Genomic DNA, 19,400 nt, shown 5'->3' on the forward strand with positions numbered 1-19,400 from the left:
TCAGAATGGGGTGACGGAATCATTAATGGTTTTGGTTTTTTAATTCCTGTTGTCATGCCAATAATATAGCGTGTTTTTTAGTTACTAAATCAATTACGTTAGTTATAAAACTATTTAACCCCAACAATAACATCGCTACCTCTATTGTATTATTAAAATAATAAATAGCATTTACATAATACAAATGTACGATAACATTTTAGATACTTATGTTAACATTCAAAACGATCTAGAATTTCAATAAAAGCATTTACTTTCATGCTGTTACGAAAATAATGGATAAATTCAGCATTAAATGTTCATTTTTATTTTAACATTTATCGATATTTTATCCAAATTAACACCTCATCATATAGGGTTATACTGATAATAAAAAAAATAGTGAAATCACCTGCTTTTCTTGATCTCGATCAATTGCAACGGCCATTGAAAGCGCAATATATAAATAACCAACAAATTTAATTTAACGCCCAGACAAACGCGTTAAATAAACGCCCTGACGATACTCAGAAACGAAAAATAAAAACTAAAGTAACTTTTGTAATTAAAGAAATCACTGAGCATGTCGCTGGCGTAAACGCTATTTTCAACAACTTGCAGATACTCATTATGAAAGAGAAAAAGACAACCATACCGCCTGCCGGTGCAGTCAATCCAACGACTGCGACTAAAAAACGTCTCCTGATGATGGCGCTGCCGATTATCGTTGCCGTACTGTTATTGTTCGTTCCGGTCCCGGACGGCCTGCCGCCGTACGCCTGGCACTACTTCGCCATCTTCGTCGGGGTGATCGTCGGGTTAATTTTTGAACCGCTGCCTGGCGCCGTTATCGGCATCACCGGCGTGGTGGTGATCGCCCTCTGTAGCCAGTGGCTGTTGTTCAGCCCGGAACAGATGGCCGCCCCGAGCTTCAAGCTGGCCGGCGCCTCCTTTAAATGGGCGGTGAGCGGCTTCGGCAACTCCACGGTCTGGCTTATCTTCGGCGCGTTCATGTTCGCCGCCGGCTACGATAAAACCCAGTTTGGCCGCCGCCTGGCGCTGATCCTGGTGAAATATCTTGGCCGTCGCAGCCTGACGCTGGGCTACGCCATCACCTTCGCTGACCTGTTGCTGGCGCCGTTTACGCCGTCTAACACCGCGCGCAGCGGCGGTACCATCTACCCGATTATTGCCAACCTGCCGCCGCTGTACGGTTCAAAACCAAACGACCCGAGCGCGCGTAAAATCGGTTCCTATCTGATGTGGGTGGCGATCACCGCCGCCTGTATCACCAGCTCGATGTTCCTGTCAGCGCTGGCACCGAACCTGCTGGCCCTGGCGCTGGTAAAAAGCATCGTCGGCATCAACATCTCGTGGGGGACCTGGTTCATCGCCTTCCTGCCGCTCGGTGTCCTGCTGATCCTGACTATGCCGCTGCTGGCTTACTGGTTCTATCCGCCGGAAGTGAAAATCAATAACGAAGTGCCGCTGTGGGCCGCGCGTGAGCTGGAAAAACTGGGCAAACTGTCGCGCAATGAAATTCTGCTGCTGGTGTTCGTCTGCTTCGCGCTGATGATGTGGATCTTCGCCGCCGACTGGATTGAACCGGCGCTGGCCGCCCTGCTGGTTATCGTGCTGATGCTGTGGACCGGCGTGCTCTCCTGGAGCGACATCACCAACAACAAAGCGGCGTGGAACACCTTTGTCTGGTTTGCCACCCTGGTGGCGCTGGCCGACGGCCTCTCCTCCACCGGTTTCATCGCCTGGCTGGGTAAAGAGGGCGGCGCGCTGATGGGCGGTATCTCCCCAGGCGTGGCGACCATCGTCCTGCTGCTGGCGTTCTACCTGCTGCACTACCTGTTTGCCAGCACCACCGCGCACACCACTGCCCTGCTGCCGGCCATGCTGACTATTGCGGCCACCATTCCGGGTATGAATATGGAAGTGTTCGTCCTGCTGATGGTCACCTCGCTGGGCGTGATGGGGATTATCACCCCTTACGGTACTGGCCCAAGCCCAATCTACTACGGCAGCGGCTACCTGCCGACCAAAGACTACTGGCGCCTCGGCACCATCTTTGGCGCCATCTTCCTGGCCGCCCTGTTGCTGATTGGCTATCCGTGGATGTCCATGATGTTCTGATTCATAACCGCCGGGACCACCCCGGCGGTTTTTATCTTTATGGAGTAAGTGACTATGTCGACTAAACCGTTTGTTTATCAGGATCCGTTCCCGCTGGCGCACGACGATACCGAATACTATCTGCTCAGCAAAGAGCACGTCTCTGTCGCCGAATTTGACGGCCAGCCGGTTCTGAAAGTAGAGCCGCAGGCGCTGACCCTGCTCGCCCAGCAGGCCTTCCATGACGCCGCCTTTATGCTGCGCGTCTCCCATCAGCAGCAGGTCGCCTCGATTCTGCTCGACCCGGAAGCCAGCGAAAACGACAAATACGTGGCGCTACAGTTCCTGCGCAACTCCGAAATCGCCGCCAAAGGTATTCTGCCGACCTGTCAGGATACCGGCACCGCCATCATCATGGGTAAAAAAGGCCAGCGCGTCTGGACCGGCGGTGGCGATGAAGCCGCCCTGGCGCAGGGCGTTTACAACACCTATACCGAAGATAACCTGCGTTACTCACAGAACGCGCCGCTGGATATGTATAAAGAGGTCAACACCGGCACCAACCTGCCGGCGCAGATCGATCTCTACAGCGTCGACGGCGAAGAGTATAAGTTCCTGTGCATGGCGAAAGGCGGCGGTTCCGCCAATAAAACCTATCTCTATCAGGAAACCAAAGCGCTGATCACTCCGGCGAAGCTGAAAAACTATCTGGTCGAGAAGATGCGTACCCTCGGTACCGCCGCCTGCCCGCCATACCACATCGCGTTTGTGATCGGCGGTACCTCGGCAGAAGCGACGCTGAAGACCGTGAAGCTGGCCTCCACACGCTACTACGACGGCCTGCCGACCGAAGGCAACGAGCACGGTCAGGCGTTTCGCGACGTCCAGCTGGAGCAGGAACTGCTGCAGGAAGCGCAGAACCTCGGCCTCGGCGCGCAGTTTGGCGGGAAATACTTCGCTCACGATATCCGGGTGATCCGTCTGCCGCGCCACGGCGCCTCCTGCCCGATCGGCATGGGCGTCTCCTGCTCCGCCGACCGCAACATCAAAGCGAAAATCAACCGCGACGGCATCTGGATCGAGAAGCTGGAGAGCAATCCGGGGAAATATATCCCTGAACATCTGCGTCAGCAGGGTGAAGGCAATGTCGTCAGCATCAACCTGAATCAGCCGATGAGCGAAATCCTGGCGCAACTGTCGGCGCACCCGGTCTCCACCCGCCTGAGCCTCAACGGCACCATCATCGTGGCCCGCGACATCGCCCACGCCAAGCTAAAAGAGCTTATTGATAACGGCGAGGCGCTGCCGCAGTACGTCAAAGATCACCCGATCTACTACGCGGGCCCGGCGAAGACGCCGACCGGTTATGCCTCCGGCTCCCTCGGTCCGACTACCGCAGGCCGCATGGACTCTTATGTCGATCTGCTGCAGTCGCACGGCGCGAGCATGGTGATGCTGGCGAAAGGCAACCGCAGCCAGCAGGTGACCGATGCCTGCCATAAACACGGCGGCTTCTACCTCGGCAGCATCGGCGGCCCGGCAGCAGTGCTCGCCCAGCAGAGCATTAAGAGCCTCGAGTGCGTGGCCTATCCGGAACTGGGGATGGAAGCTATCTGGAAAATCGAAGTGGAAGATTTCCCGGCGTTTATTCTGGTTGATGATAAAGGTAACGACTTCTTCCAGCAGATCCAGAATAAGCAGTGTGCCGGCTGTCAACAGCACGGCTAACGCTCACTTCTGACGCTGATATCAGGCCGTCGCCGTTTGGGCGACGGCTTTTTTTATGCCCACGCCGCGCCAGCTTGAATTCATTTCGCGCCAGGCTATGCTCAACTACAAGCCGTCCGTTGTTTGCTGAAAAATAACAATAATTCTCTTTCTCAGGTGCCTCTATGAACAGGATGAGCGTGGTGATCCTCTGGGCGCTGGCGCTGCTGGTGCTAAAGCCGGCGCTGGCTGCCGAACCGCGACAGCAGCCGACCGCCCGCGAGCAGGCACGCACAGTCACGATTTTCCATCAACCTGTCGTCATGTTGCAGGCTACTTTCGGCCAGACCACGCCCGAAGAGCGCGTCCTGCGTACCCGCAGCGCCTTACGCGCCTTTACTGAAGACGATATTCGCCAACCGCTGCGGGTCGTTGCGGTCAACCGCTATGGTCAGCCGGGCCGGCTGTTTCTGATGAACGGCAAACCGGTGCTGCTGCTGAGCCAGGCGGATCTCGATGAGGGCGATGATTTAACCCTCGACCAGGCGGCCCAGCGGGTGCTGGCGCGAATGGAGGCCCAGCGCACCAGCCTGCAGGAACAGTTCAACGACCGTTATCTGCTGCTTTCAGCCGGCAAAGCGCTGGCCGGTGGGCTGCTGCTGGCGCTGTTTTACTACGGCGCCTTCCGCGCCTGGCGGCGGGTGCGGCGCTTTTTCCTGCTGCGGATCCTTGAAAAACGCAGCGCCATCCCGCAGCACTGGCGGCGCTATCTCGGCAATATTGAAGTTCGACTCTATGCTGTGCTGGTCATTCTCGTCGGCATGCTGGCCAGTTATCTCTGGCTGAGCTGGGCCTTCAGCCTGTTTCCCTGGACACGGGTGTGGAGTGAATCGCTGGGTGACTGGTCGCTGGGCGTGATCCGCGATCTCTCCCTGTCGATTGTCGCCTCCCTGCCGGGGCTGATGATCGTGGTGCTTATTTTCCTGATCACCTGGCTCATCATTCGCCTGGTGAAAGTGGCTCTCGACCAGGTCGCCGCCGGCCGCATTCAGGTGCCGGGCATCCATCCGGAAACCGTCAGCGCCACCCGCCGGTTGATCTCGGTGGTCATCTGGCTGTTTGCCCTGTCTGCCGCCTACCCGTTCCTCCCCGGCGCCAACTCCCTCGCCTTCAAAGGCATTAGCGTGTTCTTCGGCCTGATGCTGACTCTCGGGTCGACCGGGGTGATGACCCATGCGATGAGCGGCCTGGTGCTGATCTACTCCCGGGCGCTGCGCAAAGGCGACTGGATCCGCCTCGCCGACAATGAGGGACAGGTCAGCGAGATTGGCGTGCTGGCGACCAAGATCCTCACCCGTGAGAATTACATTGTCACCGTCCCGAACGCCGTGGTGGTGAGCGGGAAAATTATTAATCTCAGCGCCGAGAGCACCGACGGCGGGTTCAATCTCACCACCAGCGTCACCATCGGCTACGATACGCCGTGGCGTCAGGTGCATGCGCTGCTGGAGCTGGCGGCAAGACGCACCCCTGGGGTGGATCAACAAATCGCCCCGATAGTTCGCAAGCTGGGGTTGCTTGACTGGTACACCGCGTATGAGCTACAGGTGCGCTTGCTCCCCACAACTAAGCTGCCGGATGGCCGCAACGCGTTGCATAGCAGTATTATTGATGTGTTTAACGAATTCGGCGTGCAGATTATGTCGCCGAACTTTGTGATGCAGCCCAAGGCGGCGGTGGTGGTGCCGCAGGAGGCCTGGTACGCCGCCCCAGCCGTCGCGCCGCAGGAGCCTGAGAAATAAGGGCTAATATAGCGGCATTTCCGCCGGGTGGCGGCTTCACCGCTGAGCAAGAACAGCCAGCGCAGAGCCGCGTTTGTGCCGGGCGGTGGCTAACGCCTTGCCCGGCCTACGGATCGTGCGACCTGTCACTCATTTACCCATTTGCGCGACTGAAACTGCCGGTGCTGGCGGCCTCAAAATCGCTGTGACGTTCCCGGAAGGCCGGGGCAGCCTGCAGAGATAAGTCGAAGGGACCGCGCAGCGGCGATTTTGCTGGCCGGAGCCCGGGGGTACAGGGGGCGGCGGCGACTGGCCGCCCCCTGTGCGCTCCCGGCGCCATAAGAGACATAACGCAGAAGATCAACCGGGAGCGCAATCTGCCCGGAATTAACATAGAAGTTGTAGCCCTGCCAAACATAGTACGAACAGGGACATTTCCGGTTGTGCCGTGATTTCGCCGGATGGCGGCTGCGCCTTACCCGGCCTACAACGACTGCCGGGCAATCCGACTCGGACGACGACTCAACCCTGCGCGGCGTCGATGTCGTCAAACACCTGCTGCGCCAGATGCATCGTGGCATTCGCCGCCGGCAGCCCACAGTACAGCGCAGAGTGCATGATCAACTCTTTCAGCTCATCGCGGGTGACCCCGTTGTTAAACGACGCGCGCAGATGCATCTTCAGCTCCGCCTCGCGATTGAGAGCAATCAGCATGGCAATGGTGATCATGCTGCGGGTGTGGTGGTCGAGCCCCGGACGGGTCCAGGTCTCACCCCAGGCGTAGCGGGTGATAAAGTCCTGAAACTCGTCATTCAACGGCGTCAGATGCTGCAGGGTACGGTCGACGTGGGCGTCGCCCAATACTTTGCGCCGTACCGTCATTCCGTCCTGATAGCGCTGTTTATCCTCCATGGCGTTCCCCCTGGAAAAAGCTTAGCAGCGCCGAAGTAAAGCTTTTCGGCGCCTCAATGTTTGACAGATGCGATGCCGCCAGCACCACCACCTGGGAAGAGGGGATCTGCTGCTGCAGGAAACTGGCGTCACTGACCGTAGTGACAGGGTCACTTTCACCGGCGATAATTAATGTCGGCAGCGGGATCTGCCCCACTTCGCCCCGCAGGTCGGCGGCGGCCAGCGCCTCGCAGCAGGCGGCATAGCCTTCGACGTCGGTATGGGTTAACTGGTGGCATAGCGCCTCCACCACCTCCGGCGCCTTCTGGCGAAACGCATGAGTGAACCAGCGATCCGCCGCCCCGGCAGCCACCACCGCCATTCCCTCCTGGCGTACCGCCCGCGCCCGCGACAGCCAGCTGGCCTGATCGCCAATGCGCGCCGCGGTGTTGGCAACGGCCAGACCATAAAAACGTTCTGGCGCAAAGCGTCCCAGCCACAGGCCGGTCAGACCGCCCATCGAGATCCCGCAGAACCAGGCGCGGTCGATATTCAGGTGATCGAGCAGCGCAATCACATCTTCCCCCAGCTGGGCGAGGGTCACTTTGCCATTTTTCGTCGTATTACCGTGACCGTGGGTGTCATAGCGCAGCACCCGAAAATGGGCGGTTAACGCCTCGATCTGCGGCTGCCACATCGCCCGGGTGGTGCCCAGCGAGTTGGAGAGGACGATAACCGGCGCGCCCTCCGGCCCGTCGAGTTGATAATCAAGATTCATCACGTTGCTCCTGATAACGCGCCAGTACCTGGCGCACAAAGCGTTCGGCGCTGCCGGTCGCCGTTGCCGGGTCCAGCAGCGTGGTTAAGCGTTCACGAGAGAGATACTGACTGACCTGTGGGTCAGCCGCGAGCAGATCGACCAGCGGAGAGTGACGGTCCAGCGCCTGACGGCACAGCGCCTCGATATGATGATGCGCCTCGGCTTTGCCGATGAATTCCGCCAGCGCCAGGGTCACCGCCTCGGCCATGATCAGCCCGTGGGTGATATCGAGATCGGCACGCATTTTCTGCGGGAAGACCTGCATATCGCGCACCAGCGCTTCACTTTGCGCCAGCGCCCCGCCCACCAGAGTAATCAGATCCGGCAGCGTCTCCCACTCAGCCTGCCAGCCGCCCAGCGCCCGCTCGTGCTGCTGGAGCTGGCTGGCGTAGAGGGTCGCCATCAGCCCCGGCGTACGCTGGGCGGCGGTCAGGATCGCCGCGCAGGCCACCGGATTGCGCTTATGCGGCATCGTCGATGAGCCGCCGCGGCCTTCCGCCACCGGCTCGCCGACCTCAGCCACTTCGGTCTGCATCAGCAGGGAGAAGTCGTTAGCGAATTTCCCCAGGGTACCGCAGACACCGGCAAACCAGGCGCCCGCCTCCAGCAGCCGATCGCGCTGGCTGTGCCACGGGGTATCCGGCAGCGACAGACCGAGGATCTGCGCCAGCGCCTGGCCAACCGCCGGCCCTTTCTCTTTTAGCGCGTCCAGAGTGCCCGCGGCGCCGCCAAACTGCAGCACCAGCAGCCGCGGACGCATCTCGCGCAGCCGCTGCTGCCAGCGCAGGAGCGCGTCGAGGGTGCCCGCCAGCTTCAGGCCAAAGGTCACCGGCAGCGCATGCTGCATCCAGGTCCGACCCGGCATGACAGTATCGCGATAACGATCCGCCTGGAGAGCCAGGGCAGCCAACAGCTGCTCAAGCAAGGTCTCAGCGGCATCCAGCGCCCCGCGCAGCTGGAGCACCAGTCCGGTGTCGATGGCGTCCTGACTGGTGGCTCCCCAGTGGACGTAGCGCGCAGCCTCGGGATCTCGCGCTTTTACCTGTACCGTCAGCTGTTTCACCAGCGGGATCGCCAGGTTACCGGCCCCCACCGCCGCCTCGCCCAGCGCGGCAAAATCGATGGTCTCGTGGCGGCAGGCCGCGACAATCGGCCCGACCGCTTCCGGCGGCACCATCCCGCAGACGGCCTGCGCCTGCGCCAGCGCCGCTTCAAAATCCAGCATGCCCTGCACCCGCTGCGCGTCGCTGAACCAGTCGGTCAGCGGACTGCTGCGCAGCATTGGGGTCAACAAACTCATTCTGGCTCCTTAAACACGTTCAATAATCAGGGCGATCCCCTGTCCGACGCCGATGCACATGGTGCACAGGGCGTAGCGGCCGCCGGTCCGTTTCAGCTGATAAGACGCGGTCATCGCCAGCCGGCCGCCGGAGGCACCGAGCGGGTGGCCCAGCGCGATCGCCCCGCCGTTAGGGTTCACGTGGGCGGCATCATCCGGTAAGCCCAGATCACGGGTCACCGCCAGCGCCTGAGCGGCGAAGGCTTCATTCAGTTCGATGACATCCATCTGGGCTAATGTCAGGCCGGTCTGCGCCAGCACCTTACGCACCGCGGGCGCCGGGCCAAAGCCCATGATCCGCGGCGCAACACCCGCCGTCGCCACGCCGACCACCCGGGCCAGCGGTTGAAGATCGTGAGCCGCCAGCGCCGTCTCGCTGGCCAGCAGCAGCCCACAGGCGCCATCGTTAACGCCGGAGGCGTTACCGGCGGTGACGCTGCCGTCGGCGCGCACCACGCCGCGCAGTTTAGCCAGCGCCTCCAGCGAGGTACTGCGCGGGTGCTCATCGCGGCTAAACAGCAGTGGCTCGCCTTTACGCTGCGGCACCTGGACGGCGATCAGCTCATCGGCGAAACGCCCCGCCTCCTGCGCCGCGGCGGTACGCAGTTGACTGCGTAAGGCGAACGCGTCCTGATCGGCACGGGAAATGGCAAACTCATCGGCGACGTTTTCCGCCGTCTCCGGCATGGAATGCACGCCGTACAGGGCTTTCATCTGCGGGTTAATAAAGCGCCAGCCGATGGTGGTATCCTCCATCTGCATGCTGCGGCTAAAGGCGCTCTCTGCTTTCCCCATCACAAACGGCGCGCGGGACATGCTCTCCACGCCACCGGCGATCATCAGCTGCGTCTCGCCGCTTTTAATCGCCCGCGCCGCGACGCCGATCGCATCGAGGCTGGAACCGCACAGGCGGTTGATGGTGCTCCCGGGCACGCTCTCCGGCAGCCCGGCCAGCAGCAGCGCCATCCGCGCCACGTTGCGGTTATCTTCCCCGGCCTGGTTGGCGCAGCCAAAGATCACATCGTCAATGCGCGAGGGATCCAGTCCCGGGTTACGCTCCAGCAGGGCTTTTAATGGCAGCGCCGCGAGGTCGTCGGCGCGCATCGTCGCCAGGGTACCACCGAAACGGCCAAAGGGTGTACGTACCGCATCACAGATAAATGCCTGATTCATCATAGGTTCCTTACGCGCTTTCCGCCAGTTGTTCAAAGGTCAGCGCCACCGGAGTGATGCGCTGCAGCTCTTCAAAAGAGAGACCGTTAAAGATTTCACGTACCACCGGGCCGCGGTCGGTGATGTCGATCACCGCCAGGTCGGTATAGATCCGGCTGACGCAGCCGACGCCGGTCAGCGGGTAGCTGCACTGCGCCACCAGCTTGCACTCGCCGTCACGGGTCAGGTGGTCCATCATCACGAACACCTGGCGGGCGCCGATGGCCAGATCCATCGCCCCGCCAACGGCCGGGATCGCATCCGGCGCACCGGTGCTCCAGTTCGCGAGGTCGCCGCTGGCGGAGACCTGATAGGCCCCCAGCACGCAGATATCGAGATGGCCGCCGCGCATCATGGCGAAGGAGTCGCCGTGGTGGAAATAGCAGCCGCCCTGCAGGAGGGTGACATACTCTTTACCGGCATTGATCAGCTCGGGATCTTCTTCCCCGGGCTGCGGTTTCGGCCCCATCCCCAACAGGCCGTTTTCGCTGTGCAGGAACACTTCTTTGTCGGCGGGCAGGTAATTGGCAATGCGGGTCGGCAGGCCGATGCCGAGGTTGACGTAAGCGCCTTCGGGAATATCGCGGGCCACGCGCTGGGCCATTTCGTCACGGGTCAGTTTTTGCATCTCGGGCTCCTCAGGCGCGTTGTGCGGCAGTCAGGTTTTCCAGCGAGAAGACACGCTGGACGAAAATGCCGGGGGTGATGATGTGTTCCGGGTCGAGGTCGCCCAGCGGCACCAGCTGCGAGACCTCGACGATGGTGGTTTTCGCCGCCGTCGCCATGATCGGGCCAAAGTTGCGCGCCGCCTTGCGATAGACCAGGTTGCCCCAGCGGTCGCCCTGATGGGCCTTAATCAGCGCGAAATCGGCTTTAATCGGATATTCCAGTACGTAATGGCGACCATCGATTTCCCGCGTCTCCTTGCCTTCCGCCAGCGGTGTGCCGTAGCCGGTGGGGGTAAACACTGCCCCCAGCCCGGCGCCAGCCGCCTGGATCCGCGCCGCGAGGTTACCCTGCGGCACCAGCTCCAGCTCCACTTTGCCGCGGCGATAGAGGTCATCGAAAATCTGGGAATCCACCTGGCGCGGGAAGGAGCAGATCATCTTGCGTACTCGCCCGGCTTTCAGCAGCGCCGCGATACCCACTTCCCCGTTGCCGGCGTTGTTATTAATGATGGTCAGGTCGCGGGCGCCCTGGTCAATCAGGGCGTCAATCAGAAAGGTCGGCTGGCCGGCGGGACCAAAGCCGCCGATCATAATAGTCGCCCCGTCGTGGATCCCGGCGATGGCCTCGCTCAGCGTCGATACGCTTTTATCAATCATCAGGTCGCTCCAGTGATGTGCGGTAATCGCACTTTTATTCGTTGTTCGCACAAAATGTGACCCGCTTAACGATGTCGGTCAAGGGCGATAATCGAAATATGGTGCGATAATCGAACATCGGTTATCTTTAGCGAAAGAATGTGATCGATGGCAAATATGGGGAACAGAAATGGACAAGCATCCAGACGATTTACTGACCGGCGACGGCGATCCGTTTAAGGGCGATCCTAACTTTATGGCCTCCCTGGCGCGCGGCCTGGAGGTGATTCAGGCGTTCACGCCGCAGCGGCCCCTGCTGTCTATCTCGCAGATCAGCCAGAAGACCGGCATTCCGCGCGCGGCGGTGCGCCGCTGCCTGTATACCCTGAGCAAGCTGGGGTTCGTGTATGCCGAAGACGGTAAGAATTTCCAGCTGCGACCGCGGATCCTGGCGCTGGGCCACGCCTGGCTGGCCTCGACGCCGCTGGCGCGTTCGGCGCAGCCGGTGCTGCGACATCTGAGCGAAATGCTCAACGAGTCCTGCTCCATCGCCACCCTCGACGGGGACGATATTCTGTATATCGCCCGCGCCTCCAGCTCGCGGATTATGACCATCGACCTGGATATCGGCAGCCGCCTTCCGGCCTGGGCGACCTCGATGGGCCGGGTGCTGCTCAGCCATCAGCCGGAGGAGAAGCTCAACGACATGCTGGCTCGGGTGACCATGATCCGCTACACCCCGCAGACGGTGGATTCGGTGGCGAAGCTGCGCGCCGAACTGAAACGGGTGCATCAGCAGGGGTATGCCCTCAACGACCAGGAGCTGGAGATGGGCCTGCGCTCCCTCGCGGTACCGCTGTTTAACGCTCAGGGGCAGGTCCAGGCGGCGCTGAACGTTGGGGTGCATGCGGGCCAGATGTCGGCCCGCGAGATGATCGATCGCGTGCTGCCGGAGCTGCAAAAAGCCGCCCGCGAGCTGACGCTGCTTCTGCGCTAACGACTGCGCTTGGCGTGCTGCTCCCAGGTCTCCTGCTTCGCCTCGGCCGATTTACGCAGCGCGACATAGCAGGCGCCGCTGCCGCCATGATGTGGAAGCGCGGCGCAGAAGGCCTGCACCTCCGGCAGCTCTTCCAGCCAGCGCGCCAGATAGCTGCGGATAATATTGGCGTGGGACTGGTCGTCGCGGCCTTTGCCGTGAACGATCAGCACATTACGTAACCCCTCTTTCTGCGCCTGCACCATAAAGGCGAAGAGCATCTGTCGGCACTGTTCCACCGGCTGGCGCAGCAGGGAGAGGCTCGCCTGCTGGCTGTATTTCCCCCGCCGCAGCTTATCCAGCACGCCGCTCTGCAGCCCTTCACGCTTAAACTCCAGCGGCGTGGCGAGCGGCACGATATCGAGATAGCCGGTGGTGAGAAAATTATCCAGTTGCAGGGTATCGACGCGCTGCGGGGCCCGGCTGTTGCGCCCGGGATGCCAGTGCACGTCATTTTTACGTTTCAGAGGCTGGACATCTTCCATGGCGTCAAGAAACAGGGATTTGTCATCAAGGTTCATGGGCTCTCCTCCAGCGGCTGTCGCCAGCTACTATAGCCGCCCGGCGCTCCCCCCTCAACGCGTTTAGCCGCGTTCGCTGGCAAAGTGAGCGCGACGGGCGATTAAGGAAACAATTGTCGGCTTTGGCGGCGAAACAGCGTGATTAACGACGCCGTTAATGGCGTCTGCCGGGTATCGCGCCGCTGGATCAGATAATAGGTGGCCGTCGGCAAGACGTCGCGGACAGGGATCATCACCAGCTTGTCCGCCATCAGCGGATCGTTGCCGAGCTCCACCGGCAGGATGCTGAGAAAATCACTTTTCACCACCAGGCTAATGCACGACGAGAAGGTTTCGCAAACAATATCTACCTTAGGCGCTAACCCGGCCTGATTAAGCCGGTCCTGCAGCTGTTTAAAGTAGCTGCCGCGCGGCGTCGGCATGGTCCAGTGGTGATCCATCAACTCCCCCAGCGAGGTGGCCTGCGCCGCCGGATGTCCCGCGCGGGCAAACACCGCGAACGGTTTCTCAAACAGTTTCTCAAAGCTGAACTCATGGTCGTACGGCCCGGGGTAATAGGTATTGATGGTGAAATCCAGCTCTCCCTGGCGCAGCTCATTGATCATCGCCAGCAGCTGGCCCTCCATGATCCGCACCTTTACCTGCGGATGCTGCTGATGAAAGCGACAGATCACCGACGGCATCAGCGACCGGGCGACGCTGGCGCCAAGGCCAATATTAATTTGCCCGGCCTGCTCGCCCTGGCGCTGCAGCAGTTCGTCCTGCGCCGCCCGCAGTTCCTCAAGGATCAAGCTCGCATGTTGGTAAAAGCTTTCGCCGTTTTCGGTCAGCGCCACCCCCTGACTGCGGCGCACGAACAGCTGGGCGGAAAGCCCCTCCTCCAGTTCTTTAATCGCTTTGGTCAGGGCCGGCTGCGAGACCGCCAGCGCCCGGCTGGCGCCGCGAATACTCCCTTCCCGGGCCACTTCGACGAAGGCGCGGATATGATGAAATTTAATCTGAAATGCCATGCTTTAGGTGATAACCATTGTTTATCAGACAGAAGAAAATCACATCTACTGTAATCCATCAGGCTATGGCAGGTTAAGTGGGATACGGCCTGTAAAACGTAAGTGATAAACAAAAGCTATCACATCGTGAACGCCGTCACATTTTTTACTTATGACAGGATGAGCTATGCCGCAACTTGATGAATACCTCCACCAGCTGGCGCCGGCCATGATCCAATGGCGCCGTGATTTTCACCTGCACGCGGAATCCGGCTGGCTGGAATTCCGCACTGCCAGCAAGGTGGCGGAGATCCTCGACGGGCTCGGCTATCAGCTGGCGCTGGGGCGCGATGTCATCGATGCCGATAGCCGGATGGGGCTGCCGGACGAGGATACCCTGGCCCAGGCTTTCGAGCGCGCCCGCGAACAGGGCGCGCCGGAACGCTGGCTGCCGGCGTTTGAAGGCGGTTTCGCCGGCGTGGTCGCCACGCTCGACACCGGGCGGCCCGGCCCAACCCTGGCCTTCCGCGTCGATATGGATGCCCTTGACCTCAATGAACAGCACGACGACAGCCACCGCCCTCATCGCGACCATTTCGCCTCCTGCAACGCCGGCATGATGCACGCCTGCGGCCATGATGGCCATACCGCCATCGGGCTGGGCCTGGCGCATGTCCTGAAGCAGTATGCCGCGCAGCTCAACGGGGTGATCAAACTGATTTTCCAGCCCGCTGAAGAGGGCACCCGCGGCGCCCGGGCGATGGTGGCCGCCGGCGTGGTGGATGACGTGGATTATTTCACGGCGATCCATATCGGGACCGGTGTGCCGGCAGGTACCGTCGTCTGCGGCGGCGACAACTTTATGGCCACCACTAAATTCGACGTGCAGTTCAGCGGCGTGGCCGCCCACGCCGGCGGCAAGCCGGAGGAGGGGCGCAACGCGCTGCTGGCCGCCGCCCAGGCCGCTCTTGGCCTGCACGCCATCCCGCCGCACAGCGCCGGCGCCTCGCGGGTCAACGTCGGGGTGATGCAGGCGGGCACCGGGCGCAACGTGGTGCCCTCTTCCGCGCTGTTAAAAGTGGAAACCCGCGGTGAAAGCGAAGCCATTAACCAGTACGTGTTCGAGCGGGCGCAGCACGTCATCGCCGGGGCGGCGGCGATGTACGAAGCCCGCTACGAACTACGCATGATGGGTGCGGCGACCGCCAGCGCGCCGTCGCCGGCGTGGGTGGACTATCTGCGCGAACAGGCCGCCCGTGTGCCCGGCGTGCAACAGGCGGTGGATCGTATCGCCGCCCCGGCGGGCTCGGAAGACGCCACCCTGATGATGGCCCGGGTCCAGGCGCGCGGCGGCCTCGCCTCGTACATGATCTTCGGCACCCAACTGAGCGCCGGTCACCACAACGAGAAGTTTGACTTCGACGAGAGCGTCATGGCGCTAGCGGTAGAAACTCTGGCGCGTATCGCGCTTAACTTTCCCTGGCAGCGGGGGGTGTAATGGAAGCCATTTTTCAGTTTGTGGACGAGATGATTGAGACGCGACGCGAGGCGTACTGCGCCATCGCCGATGACATCTGGGATCACCCGGAGACCCGCTTTGAGGAGTACTGGTCCGCCCAACGCCTGGCGGATGCGCTGGAGGCAGAAGGTTTCCAGCTCACTCGCGATGCGGGTGGGATCCCGAATGCCTTTATCGCCAGCGTCGGCGAAGGCCAACCGGTCATTGCCCTGCTCGGCGAATTTGACGCCCTGGCGGGCCTCAGCCAGCAGGCGCACTGCGCGGAACCGACACCCTCGACACCGGGAGCCAACGGCCACGGCTGCGGGCACAATCTGCTCGGTACGGCGGCATTCGCCGCGGCGGTCGCCGCCAAAGCCTGGCTGCAACAGCATGGCGGCGCGGGCACGCTGCGCTTCTATGGTTGTCCCGGCGAGGAAGGCGGATCGGGAAAAACCTTTATGGTGCGCGAAGGGTTGTTTGATGATGTCGATGCGGCGCTGACCTGGCATCCGGAAGCCTGGGCCGGGATGTTCAGCACCCGCACCCTCGCCAATATTCAGGCGGCATGGCGTTTTACCGGCACCGCCGCCCACGCTGCGAATTCGCCGCACCTGGGCCGGAGCGCGCTGGATGCCGTCACTCTGATGACCACCGGCAGCAACTTCCTCAATGAACATATCATCGAGAAGGCGCGGGTCCATTATGCCATTACCGATACCGGCGGTGTCTCGCCCAACGTGGTGCAGGCTCAGGCGGAAGTTCTGTATCTGATCCGTGCGCCGGAGATGGCCGACGCGGAGGAGATCTTCGCCCGCATCGAGAAGATTGCTCAGGGGGCCGCGCTGATGACCGAGACCCAGGTCAGCTGCCGCTTTGAAAAAGCCTGCTCCAGCTATCTCCCCAACCGCACGCTTGAGGCGGCGATGTATCAGGCGGTCTGTCATTACGGTACCCCCGCCTGGAGCGACGAGGAGCGCGCTTTTGCCGCGGCGATACGCGCCACCCTCAGCGCCAACGATATTAACAACAGCCTGAACAATATTGCCGGCACCAGTGGGGAGGAAGGCAAAACGTTCGCTCGTCGCCACCGCGACACGCTGCTGATTGATGAGGTGGCGCCCTGGGCGGCCACGGATAACGTCCTCGCCGGCTCCACTGACGTCGGCGATGTCAGCTGGAAAGCGCCGGTGGCTCAGTGCTTCAGCCCGTGCTTCGCGGTGGGAACCCCGCTGCACAGCTGGCAGCTGGTGAGCCAGGGCAGAACCTCCATTGCCCATAAAGGGATGTTGCTGGCGGGGAAAGTGCTCGCGGCGACCGCGATCCGTTTATTCAGCGACAGCGCCCTGCTGGCGGCCAGCCAACAAGAACTCAGGCAGGTACTGGCCGAACGCCCCTATCGTTGCCCGATCCCGGCGGAGGTGAGTCCGTCCGTTTTACGATAACCACTTAAGACAGGCTACTCCTGGCCAACGCTGACCGGCATCGCGGCACGCACCGACCATAATAACCGCCGGCAGTACGGGAGCAGGCCTGCCCAACACAACAACGACAACAGAGGAACGCCCATGAGTATGTCATCCATACCGTCGTCTTCCCCCGGCGGAAAGCGCTATGGCTGGGTAGAGAAGATCGGTAACAAAGTCCCGCACCCGTTTTTGCTGTTTATCTATCTTATCGTGGCGCTGATCGCGGCCACGGCGATACTTTCCGCCTTCAACGTCGGGGTGCAGAACCCTACGGATGGTTCACGGGTGGTGGTCAAAAATCTGCTCAGCGTGGAAGGGTTGCACTGGTTTTTGCCCAACGTCATTAAAAACTTCAGCGGTTTCGCGCCGCTGGGGGCGATCCTCGCCCTGGTGCTGGGCGCCGGCTTCGCCGAGCGGGTGGGCCTGTTACCCGCGCTGATGGTGAAGATGGCCTCTCACGTCAGCGCCCGATATGCCAGCTATATGGTGCTGTTTATCGCCTTCTTCAGCCATATCTCTTCTGACGCGGCGCTGGTAATTATGCCGCCGCTGGGCGCGCTGATGTTCCTCGCCGTCGGTCGGCATCCTGTCGCCGGCCTGTTGGCGGCGATTGCCGGTGTGGGCTGCGGCTTTACCGCCAATTTACTGATCGTCACCACCGACGTACTGCTCTCGGGGATCAGCACCGAGGCGGCAAAATCCATCGATGCCTCTTTGCACGTCAGCGTGATCGACAACTGGTACTTTATGGCGACCTCGGTGATCGTTCTGACGCTCGTCGGCGGACTGATCACCGATAAGCTGGTGGAGCCGCGGCTGGGCCAGTGGCAAGGCAGTCGTGATGAAAAGCTGCAGACGCTGACGCCCGAGGAGCGTTTCGGCCTGCGCATCGCCGGCGTGGCAACGCTGGTATTCGTGGCGGTCGTCGCCCTGATGGTGGTCCCCGAGAACGGTATTCTTCGCGACCCGGTTCAACATACGGTCATGCCCTCGCCGTTTATCAAAGGCATCGTGCCGCTGATTATCTTTTTCTTCTTTGTCGTGTCGCTGGCATACGGCATCGCCACCGGCAAAATTCGCCGCCAGGCCGACCTGCCGCAGCTGATGATTGAGCCGATGAAAGAGATGGCCGGGTTTATCGTGATGGTCTTCCCGCTGGCGCAGTTCGTGGCGATGTTCAACTGGAGCAACATGGGCAAGTTTATGGCCGTCGGTCTGACGGACCTGCTGGAGAGCGCCGGGATGAACGGCGTCCCGGCGTTTGTCGGGCTCGCGCTGCTGTCGGCTTTTCTGTGTATGTTTATCGCCAGCGGCTCGGCCATCTGGTCGATTCTGGCGCCGATCTTCGTGCCGATGTTTATGCTGCTGGGCTTTCACCCGGCCTTTGCGCAGATCCTCTTTCGCATCGCCGATTCATCGGTGCTGCCGCTGGCGCCGGTGTCGCCGTTTGTGCCGCTGTTTCTCGGCTTCCTACAGCGCTACCGACCGGATGCCCGCCTCGGCACCTACTACTCGCTGGTGCTCCCTTACCCGCTGATTTTTCTCGCCGTCTGGCTGCTGTTGCTGGTGGGATGGTATCTGGTGGGACTGCCGATCGGCCCGGGCATCTATCCGCGTCTTCCTTAACCTGCTGGCAGGCCAGGGATGGCCGTATAGCCTTAACGCGACACCTTCGTTTTCACTTTGCTGGCCGCATGATCCACACTGGCTAATTTATAGAAAAGCGCTTTGTACACCCTTTCAAACACCAGGGTCAGACCGTGGATCGCTAAGCCGCTGATGATCAATACCAGTACGCCAGTCAGTATATATTGCATAGCCCCACCTCTGAGTGATTAACAGCGCCGCGCTGAGGCGTCGGCACCCTACCAGGCGCGAGAAGCACCGGTATCGTCAGTTAAAAAGTAGCAAAAACCATGCCCGATAACCCGCGAGGATCGATCCAAAAATAAATCATCGTGGCTTACGCAGAGCGCCAGCCCGTGATGCGGCTTTATCTTTTGGGAGTATAGTTGACTGTCGTCAGCGCGTGGTATCGTGTGCCCCTCATGTACGATGGTGGATGACAGAAACGATGTTGACCTTGCTGCAGGATAAAATGGATACCCCGCTGGGGCCGCTGTGGGTACTTTGCGACGAAAAGTTTAATTTGCGCGCCGTCGAGTGGGACGAGCACCGCGATCGGATGGAAACCCTGCTCGACGTTCACTATCGACGGGAAGGCTATCAGCGCGTCGACTGCCGCAACCCAGGCGGCCTCAGCAGTAAGCTGAACGACTATTTCGCCGGCGATCTGGCGATTATCGATACCCTGGCTACCGCCACCGCCGGCACCCCGTTCCAGCGCCAGGTCTGGCAGGCGTTACGCGATATCCCCTGCGGCCAGGTGATGCACTATGGCCAACTGGCCGAGGCGCTCGGACGCCCCGGCGCCGCTCGCGCCGTGGGCGCCGCCAATGGCGCCAATCCGGTGAGTATCGTGGTGCCCTGCCATCGGGTCATCGGGCGTAACGGTACCCTGACCGGCTATGCCGGGGGCGTGCAGCGAAAAGAGTGGTTATTGCGCCATGAAGGGTATCTTTTACTTTGACTGAAAATGCCTTTTCTGGAATCTTCAGGTAATTTTACAATCAAACATAGCGAAATAATCTATTGCTTATCAAGCAGATATGCATCCGTTTTGATTTACCCTGCTGATATTACGTGTTTCCGGGTCTGAAGACTTACCTGCTG

17 protein-coding genes are annotated in these 19,400 nt (G+C 60.6%); 8 read left to right on the top strand and 9 right to left on the bottom strand.

The annotated features are described in order from the left end of the window. Window positions 1-609 precede the first annotated feature (609 nt). From FHW76_RS11030 to FHW76_RS11040, 3 genes are all read left to right on the top strand, one after another. Complete coding sequence (locus FHW76_RS11030) at window positions 610-2,121, top strand: anion permease (protein ID WP_012968326.1); 1,512 nt, start codon at window positions 610-612, stop codon at window positions 2,119-2,121. Window positions 2,122-2,175: 54 nt separating this feature from the next. Then, window positions 2,176-3,828: a class I fumarate hydratase FumA gene (fumA, locus tag FHW76_RS11035; RefSeq protein WP_008805047.1), complete on the top strand. Its 1,653-nt coding sequence runs from the start codon at window positions 2,176-2,178 to the stop codon at window positions 3,826-3,828. A gap of 164 nt (window positions 3,829-3,992) precedes the next feature. Next, entirely contained in the window at window positions 3,993-5,609 is a 1,617-nt protein-coding gene (locus FHW76_RS11040; protein WP_012968328.1) for a mechanosensitive ion channel family protein, read from the top strand. 501 nt (window positions 5,610-6,110) lie between these two features. Here FHW76_RS11040 and pcaC read toward each other — a convergent pair. The 6 genes from pcaC to FHW76_RS11070 are packed head-to-tail and all read right to left on the bottom strand — an operon-like array spanning window position 6,111 to window position 11,175. Then, complete coding sequence (pcaC, locus tag FHW76_RS11045) at window positions 6,111-6,500, bottom strand: 4-carboxymuconolactone decarboxylase (RefSeq protein WP_008805049.1); 390 nt, start codon at window positions 6,498-6,500, stop codon at window positions 6,111-6,113. After that, window positions 6,490-7,257, bottom strand: coding sequence for a 3-oxoadipate enol-lactonase (pcaD, locus tag FHW76_RS11050; RefSeq protein ID WP_016160947.1), 768 nt, complete (start codon window positions 7,255-7,257; stop codon window positions 6,490-6,492). The genes pcaC and pcaD overlap by 11 nt, the downstream gene beginning before the upstream one ends. After that, the gene (locus FHW76_RS11055; protein ID WP_012968331.1) at window positions 7,247-8,599 is read right to left on the bottom strand and encodes a 3-carboxy-cis,cis-muconate cycloisomerase; all 1,353 of its coding nucleotides are present in this window, start codon (window positions 8,597-8,599) and stop codon (window positions 7,247-7,249) included. The genes pcaD and FHW76_RS11055 overlap by 11 nt, the downstream gene beginning before the upstream one ends. Window positions 8,600-8,608: 9 nt before the next feature. Further along, window positions 8,609-9,811 (bottom strand): 3-oxoadipyl-CoA thiolase, encoded by a 1,203-nt coding sequence (gene pcaF, locus FHW76_RS11060; protein WP_180233833.1) that lies wholly within the window; start codon window positions 9,809-9,811, stop codon window positions 8,609-8,611. A gap of 10 nt (window positions 9,812-9,821) precedes the next feature. After that, window positions 9,822-10,478 (bottom strand): 3-oxoacid CoA-transferase subunit B, encoded by a 657-nt coding sequence (locus FHW76_RS11065; protein ID WP_012541879.1) that lies wholly within the window; start codon window positions 10,476-10,478, stop codon window positions 9,822-9,824. A gap of 10 nt (window positions 10,479-10,488) precedes the next feature. Further along, entirely contained in the window at window positions 10,489-11,175 is a 687-nt protein-coding gene (locus FHW76_RS11070) for a 3-oxoacid CoA-transferase subunit A (RefSeq protein WP_183476662.1), read from the bottom strand. Between the two features lie 169 nt (window positions 11,176-11,344). Between FHW76_RS11070 and FHW76_RS11075 the strand changes: the two genes are divergently transcribed. Further along, on the top strand, window positions 11,345-12,151 hold the full coding sequence (locus tag FHW76_RS11075) for an IclR family transcriptional regulator C-terminal domain-containing protein (RefSeq protein WP_008805055.1): 807 nt from the start codon (window positions 11,345-11,347) through the stop codon (window positions 12,149-12,151). Here FHW76_RS11075 and smrA read toward each other — a convergent pair. Next, the gene (gene smrA, locus FHW76_RS11080) at window positions 12,148-12,711 is read right to left on the bottom strand and encodes a DNA endonuclease SmrA (protein ID WP_008805056.1); all 564 of its coding nucleotides are present in this window, start codon (window positions 12,709-12,711) and stop codon (window positions 12,148-12,150) included. The genes FHW76_RS11075 and smrA overlap by 4 nt on opposite strands. 101 nt (window positions 12,712-12,812) lie before the next feature. Continuing rightward, complete coding sequence (locus FHW76_RS11085; RefSeq protein WP_008805057.1) at window positions 12,813-13,721, bottom strand: LysR family transcriptional regulator; 909 nt, start codon at window positions 13,719-13,721, stop codon at window positions 12,813-12,815. A gap of 166 nt (window positions 13,722-13,887) precedes the next feature. Here FHW76_RS11085 and FHW76_RS11090 point away from each other — a divergent pair, with 166 nt between their 5' ends. The 3 genes from FHW76_RS11090 (at window position 13,888) to abgT (ending at window position 18,293) form a co-directional block, all read left to right on the top strand. Next, window positions 13,888-15,198 carry a M20 family metallo-hydrolase gene (locus FHW76_RS11090; RefSeq protein WP_032735491.1) on the top strand — a complete coding sequence of 437 codons (1,311 nt, stop codon included), beginning with the start codon at window positions 13,888-13,890 and terminating at the stop codon, window positions 15,196-15,198. Continuing rightward, on the top strand, window positions 15,198-16,643 hold the full coding sequence (locus FHW76_RS11095) for a M20 family metallopeptidase (RefSeq protein WP_022065674.1): 1,446 nt from the start codon (window positions 15,198-15,200) through the stop codon (window positions 16,641-16,643). The genes FHW76_RS11090 and FHW76_RS11095 overlap by 1 nt, the downstream gene beginning before the upstream one ends. Window positions 16,644-16,766: 123 nt before the next feature. After that, window positions 16,767-18,293 (top strand): p-aminobenzoyl-glutamate transporter, encoded by a 1,527-nt coding sequence (abgT, locus tag FHW76_RS11100; RefSeq protein ID WP_022065675.1) that lies wholly within the window; start codon window positions 16,767-16,769, stop codon window positions 18,291-18,293. A gap of 32 nt (window positions 18,294-18,325) precedes the next feature. On the opposite strand, the gene FHW76_RS11105 is transcribed toward abgT, so the two are convergent. After that, a complete protein-coding gene (locus FHW76_RS11105; protein WP_012541886.1) occupies window positions 18,326-18,484 on the bottom strand; it encodes a hypothetical protein in 159 nt (52 codons plus the stop codon). Window positions 18,485-18,741: 257 nt separating this feature from the next. On the opposite strand from FHW76_RS11105, the gene ogt reads away from it, so the two are divergent. Further along, window positions 18,742-19,257: a methylated-DNA--[protein]-cysteine S-methyltransferase gene (gene ogt / locus FHW76_RS11110; protein ID WP_183476681.1), complete on the top strand. Its 516-nt coding sequence runs from the start codon at window positions 18,742-18,744 to the stop codon at window positions 19,255-19,257. The last annotated feature ends 143 nt before the right edge of the window (window positions 19,258-19,400 follow it).

It is taken from the genome of Klebsiella sp. RC2 (assembly GCF_014192815.1).
Classification (GTDB): Bacteria; Pseudomonadota; Gammaproteobacteria; order Enterobacterales; family Enterobacteriaceae; genus Klebsiella; species Klebsiella variicola.

Bases quoted from the DNA above. Each gene is read 5' to 3' on its own strand.
- ogt (WP_183476681.1), top strand. From the start codon at position 18,742: ATGTTGACCTTGCTGCAGGATAAAATGGATACCCCGCTGGGGCCGCTG.
- smrA (WP_008805056.1), bottom strand. From the start codon at position 12,711: ATGAACCTTGATGACAAATCCCTGTTTCTTGACGCCATGGAAGATGTC.
- FHW76_RS11040 (WP_012968328.1), top strand. From the start codon at position 3,993: ATGAACAGGATGAGCGTGGTGATCCTCTGGGCGCTGGCGCTGCTGGTG.
- FHW76_RS11105 (WP_012541886.1), bottom strand. From the start codon at position 18,484: ATGCAATATATACTGACTGGCGTACTGGTATTGATCATCAGCGGCTTA.
- pcaC (WP_008805049.1), bottom strand. From the start codon at position 6,500: ATGGAGGATAAACAGCGCTATCAGGACGGAATGACGGTACGGCGCAAA.
- FHW76_RS11070 (WP_183476662.1), bottom strand. From the start codon at position 11,175: ATGATTGATAAAAGCGTATCGACGCTGAGCGAGGCCATCGCCGGGATC.
- FHW76_RS11030 (WP_012968326.1), top strand. From the start codon at position 610: ATGAAAGAGAAAAAGACAACCATACCGCCTGCCGGTGCAGTCAATCCA.
- pcaF (WP_180233833.1), bottom strand. From the start codon at position 9,811: ATGAATCAGGCATTTATCTGTGATGCGGTACGTACACCCTTTGGCCGT.
- FHW76_RS11095 (WP_022065674.1), top strand. From the start codon at position 15,198: ATGGAAGCCATTTTTCAGTTTGTGGACGAGATGATTGAGACGCGACGC.
- FHW76_RS11085 (WP_008805057.1), bottom strand. From the start codon at position 13,721: ATGGCATTTCAGATTAAATTTCATCATATCCGCGCCTTCGTCGAAGTG.
- FHW76_RS11090 (WP_032735491.1), top strand. From the start codon at position 13,888: ATGCCGCAACTTGATGAATACCTCCACCAGCTGGCGCCGGCCATGATC.
- FHW76_RS11075 (WP_008805055.1), top strand. From the start codon at position 11,345: ATGGACAAGCATCCAGACGATTTACTGACCGGCGACGGCGATCCGTTT.
- FHW76_RS11065 (WP_012541879.1), bottom strand. From the start codon at position 10,478: ATGCAAAAACTGACCCGTGACGAAATGGCCCAGCGCGTGGCCCGCGAT.
- pcaD (WP_016160947.1), bottom strand. From the start codon at position 7,257: ATGAATCTTGATTATCAACTCGACGGGCCGGAGGGCGCGCCGGTTATC.
- fumA (WP_008805047.1), top strand. From the start codon at position 2,176: ATGTCGACTAAACCGTTTGTTTATCAGGATCCGTTCCCGCTGGCGCAC.
- FHW76_RS11055 (WP_012968331.1), bottom strand. From the start codon at position 8,599: ATGAGTTTGTTGACCCCAATGCTGCGCAGCAGTCCGCTGACCGACTGG.
- abgT (WP_022065675.1), top strand. From the start codon at position 16,767: ATGAGTATGTCATCCATACCGTCGTCTTCCCCCGGCGGAAAGCGCTAT.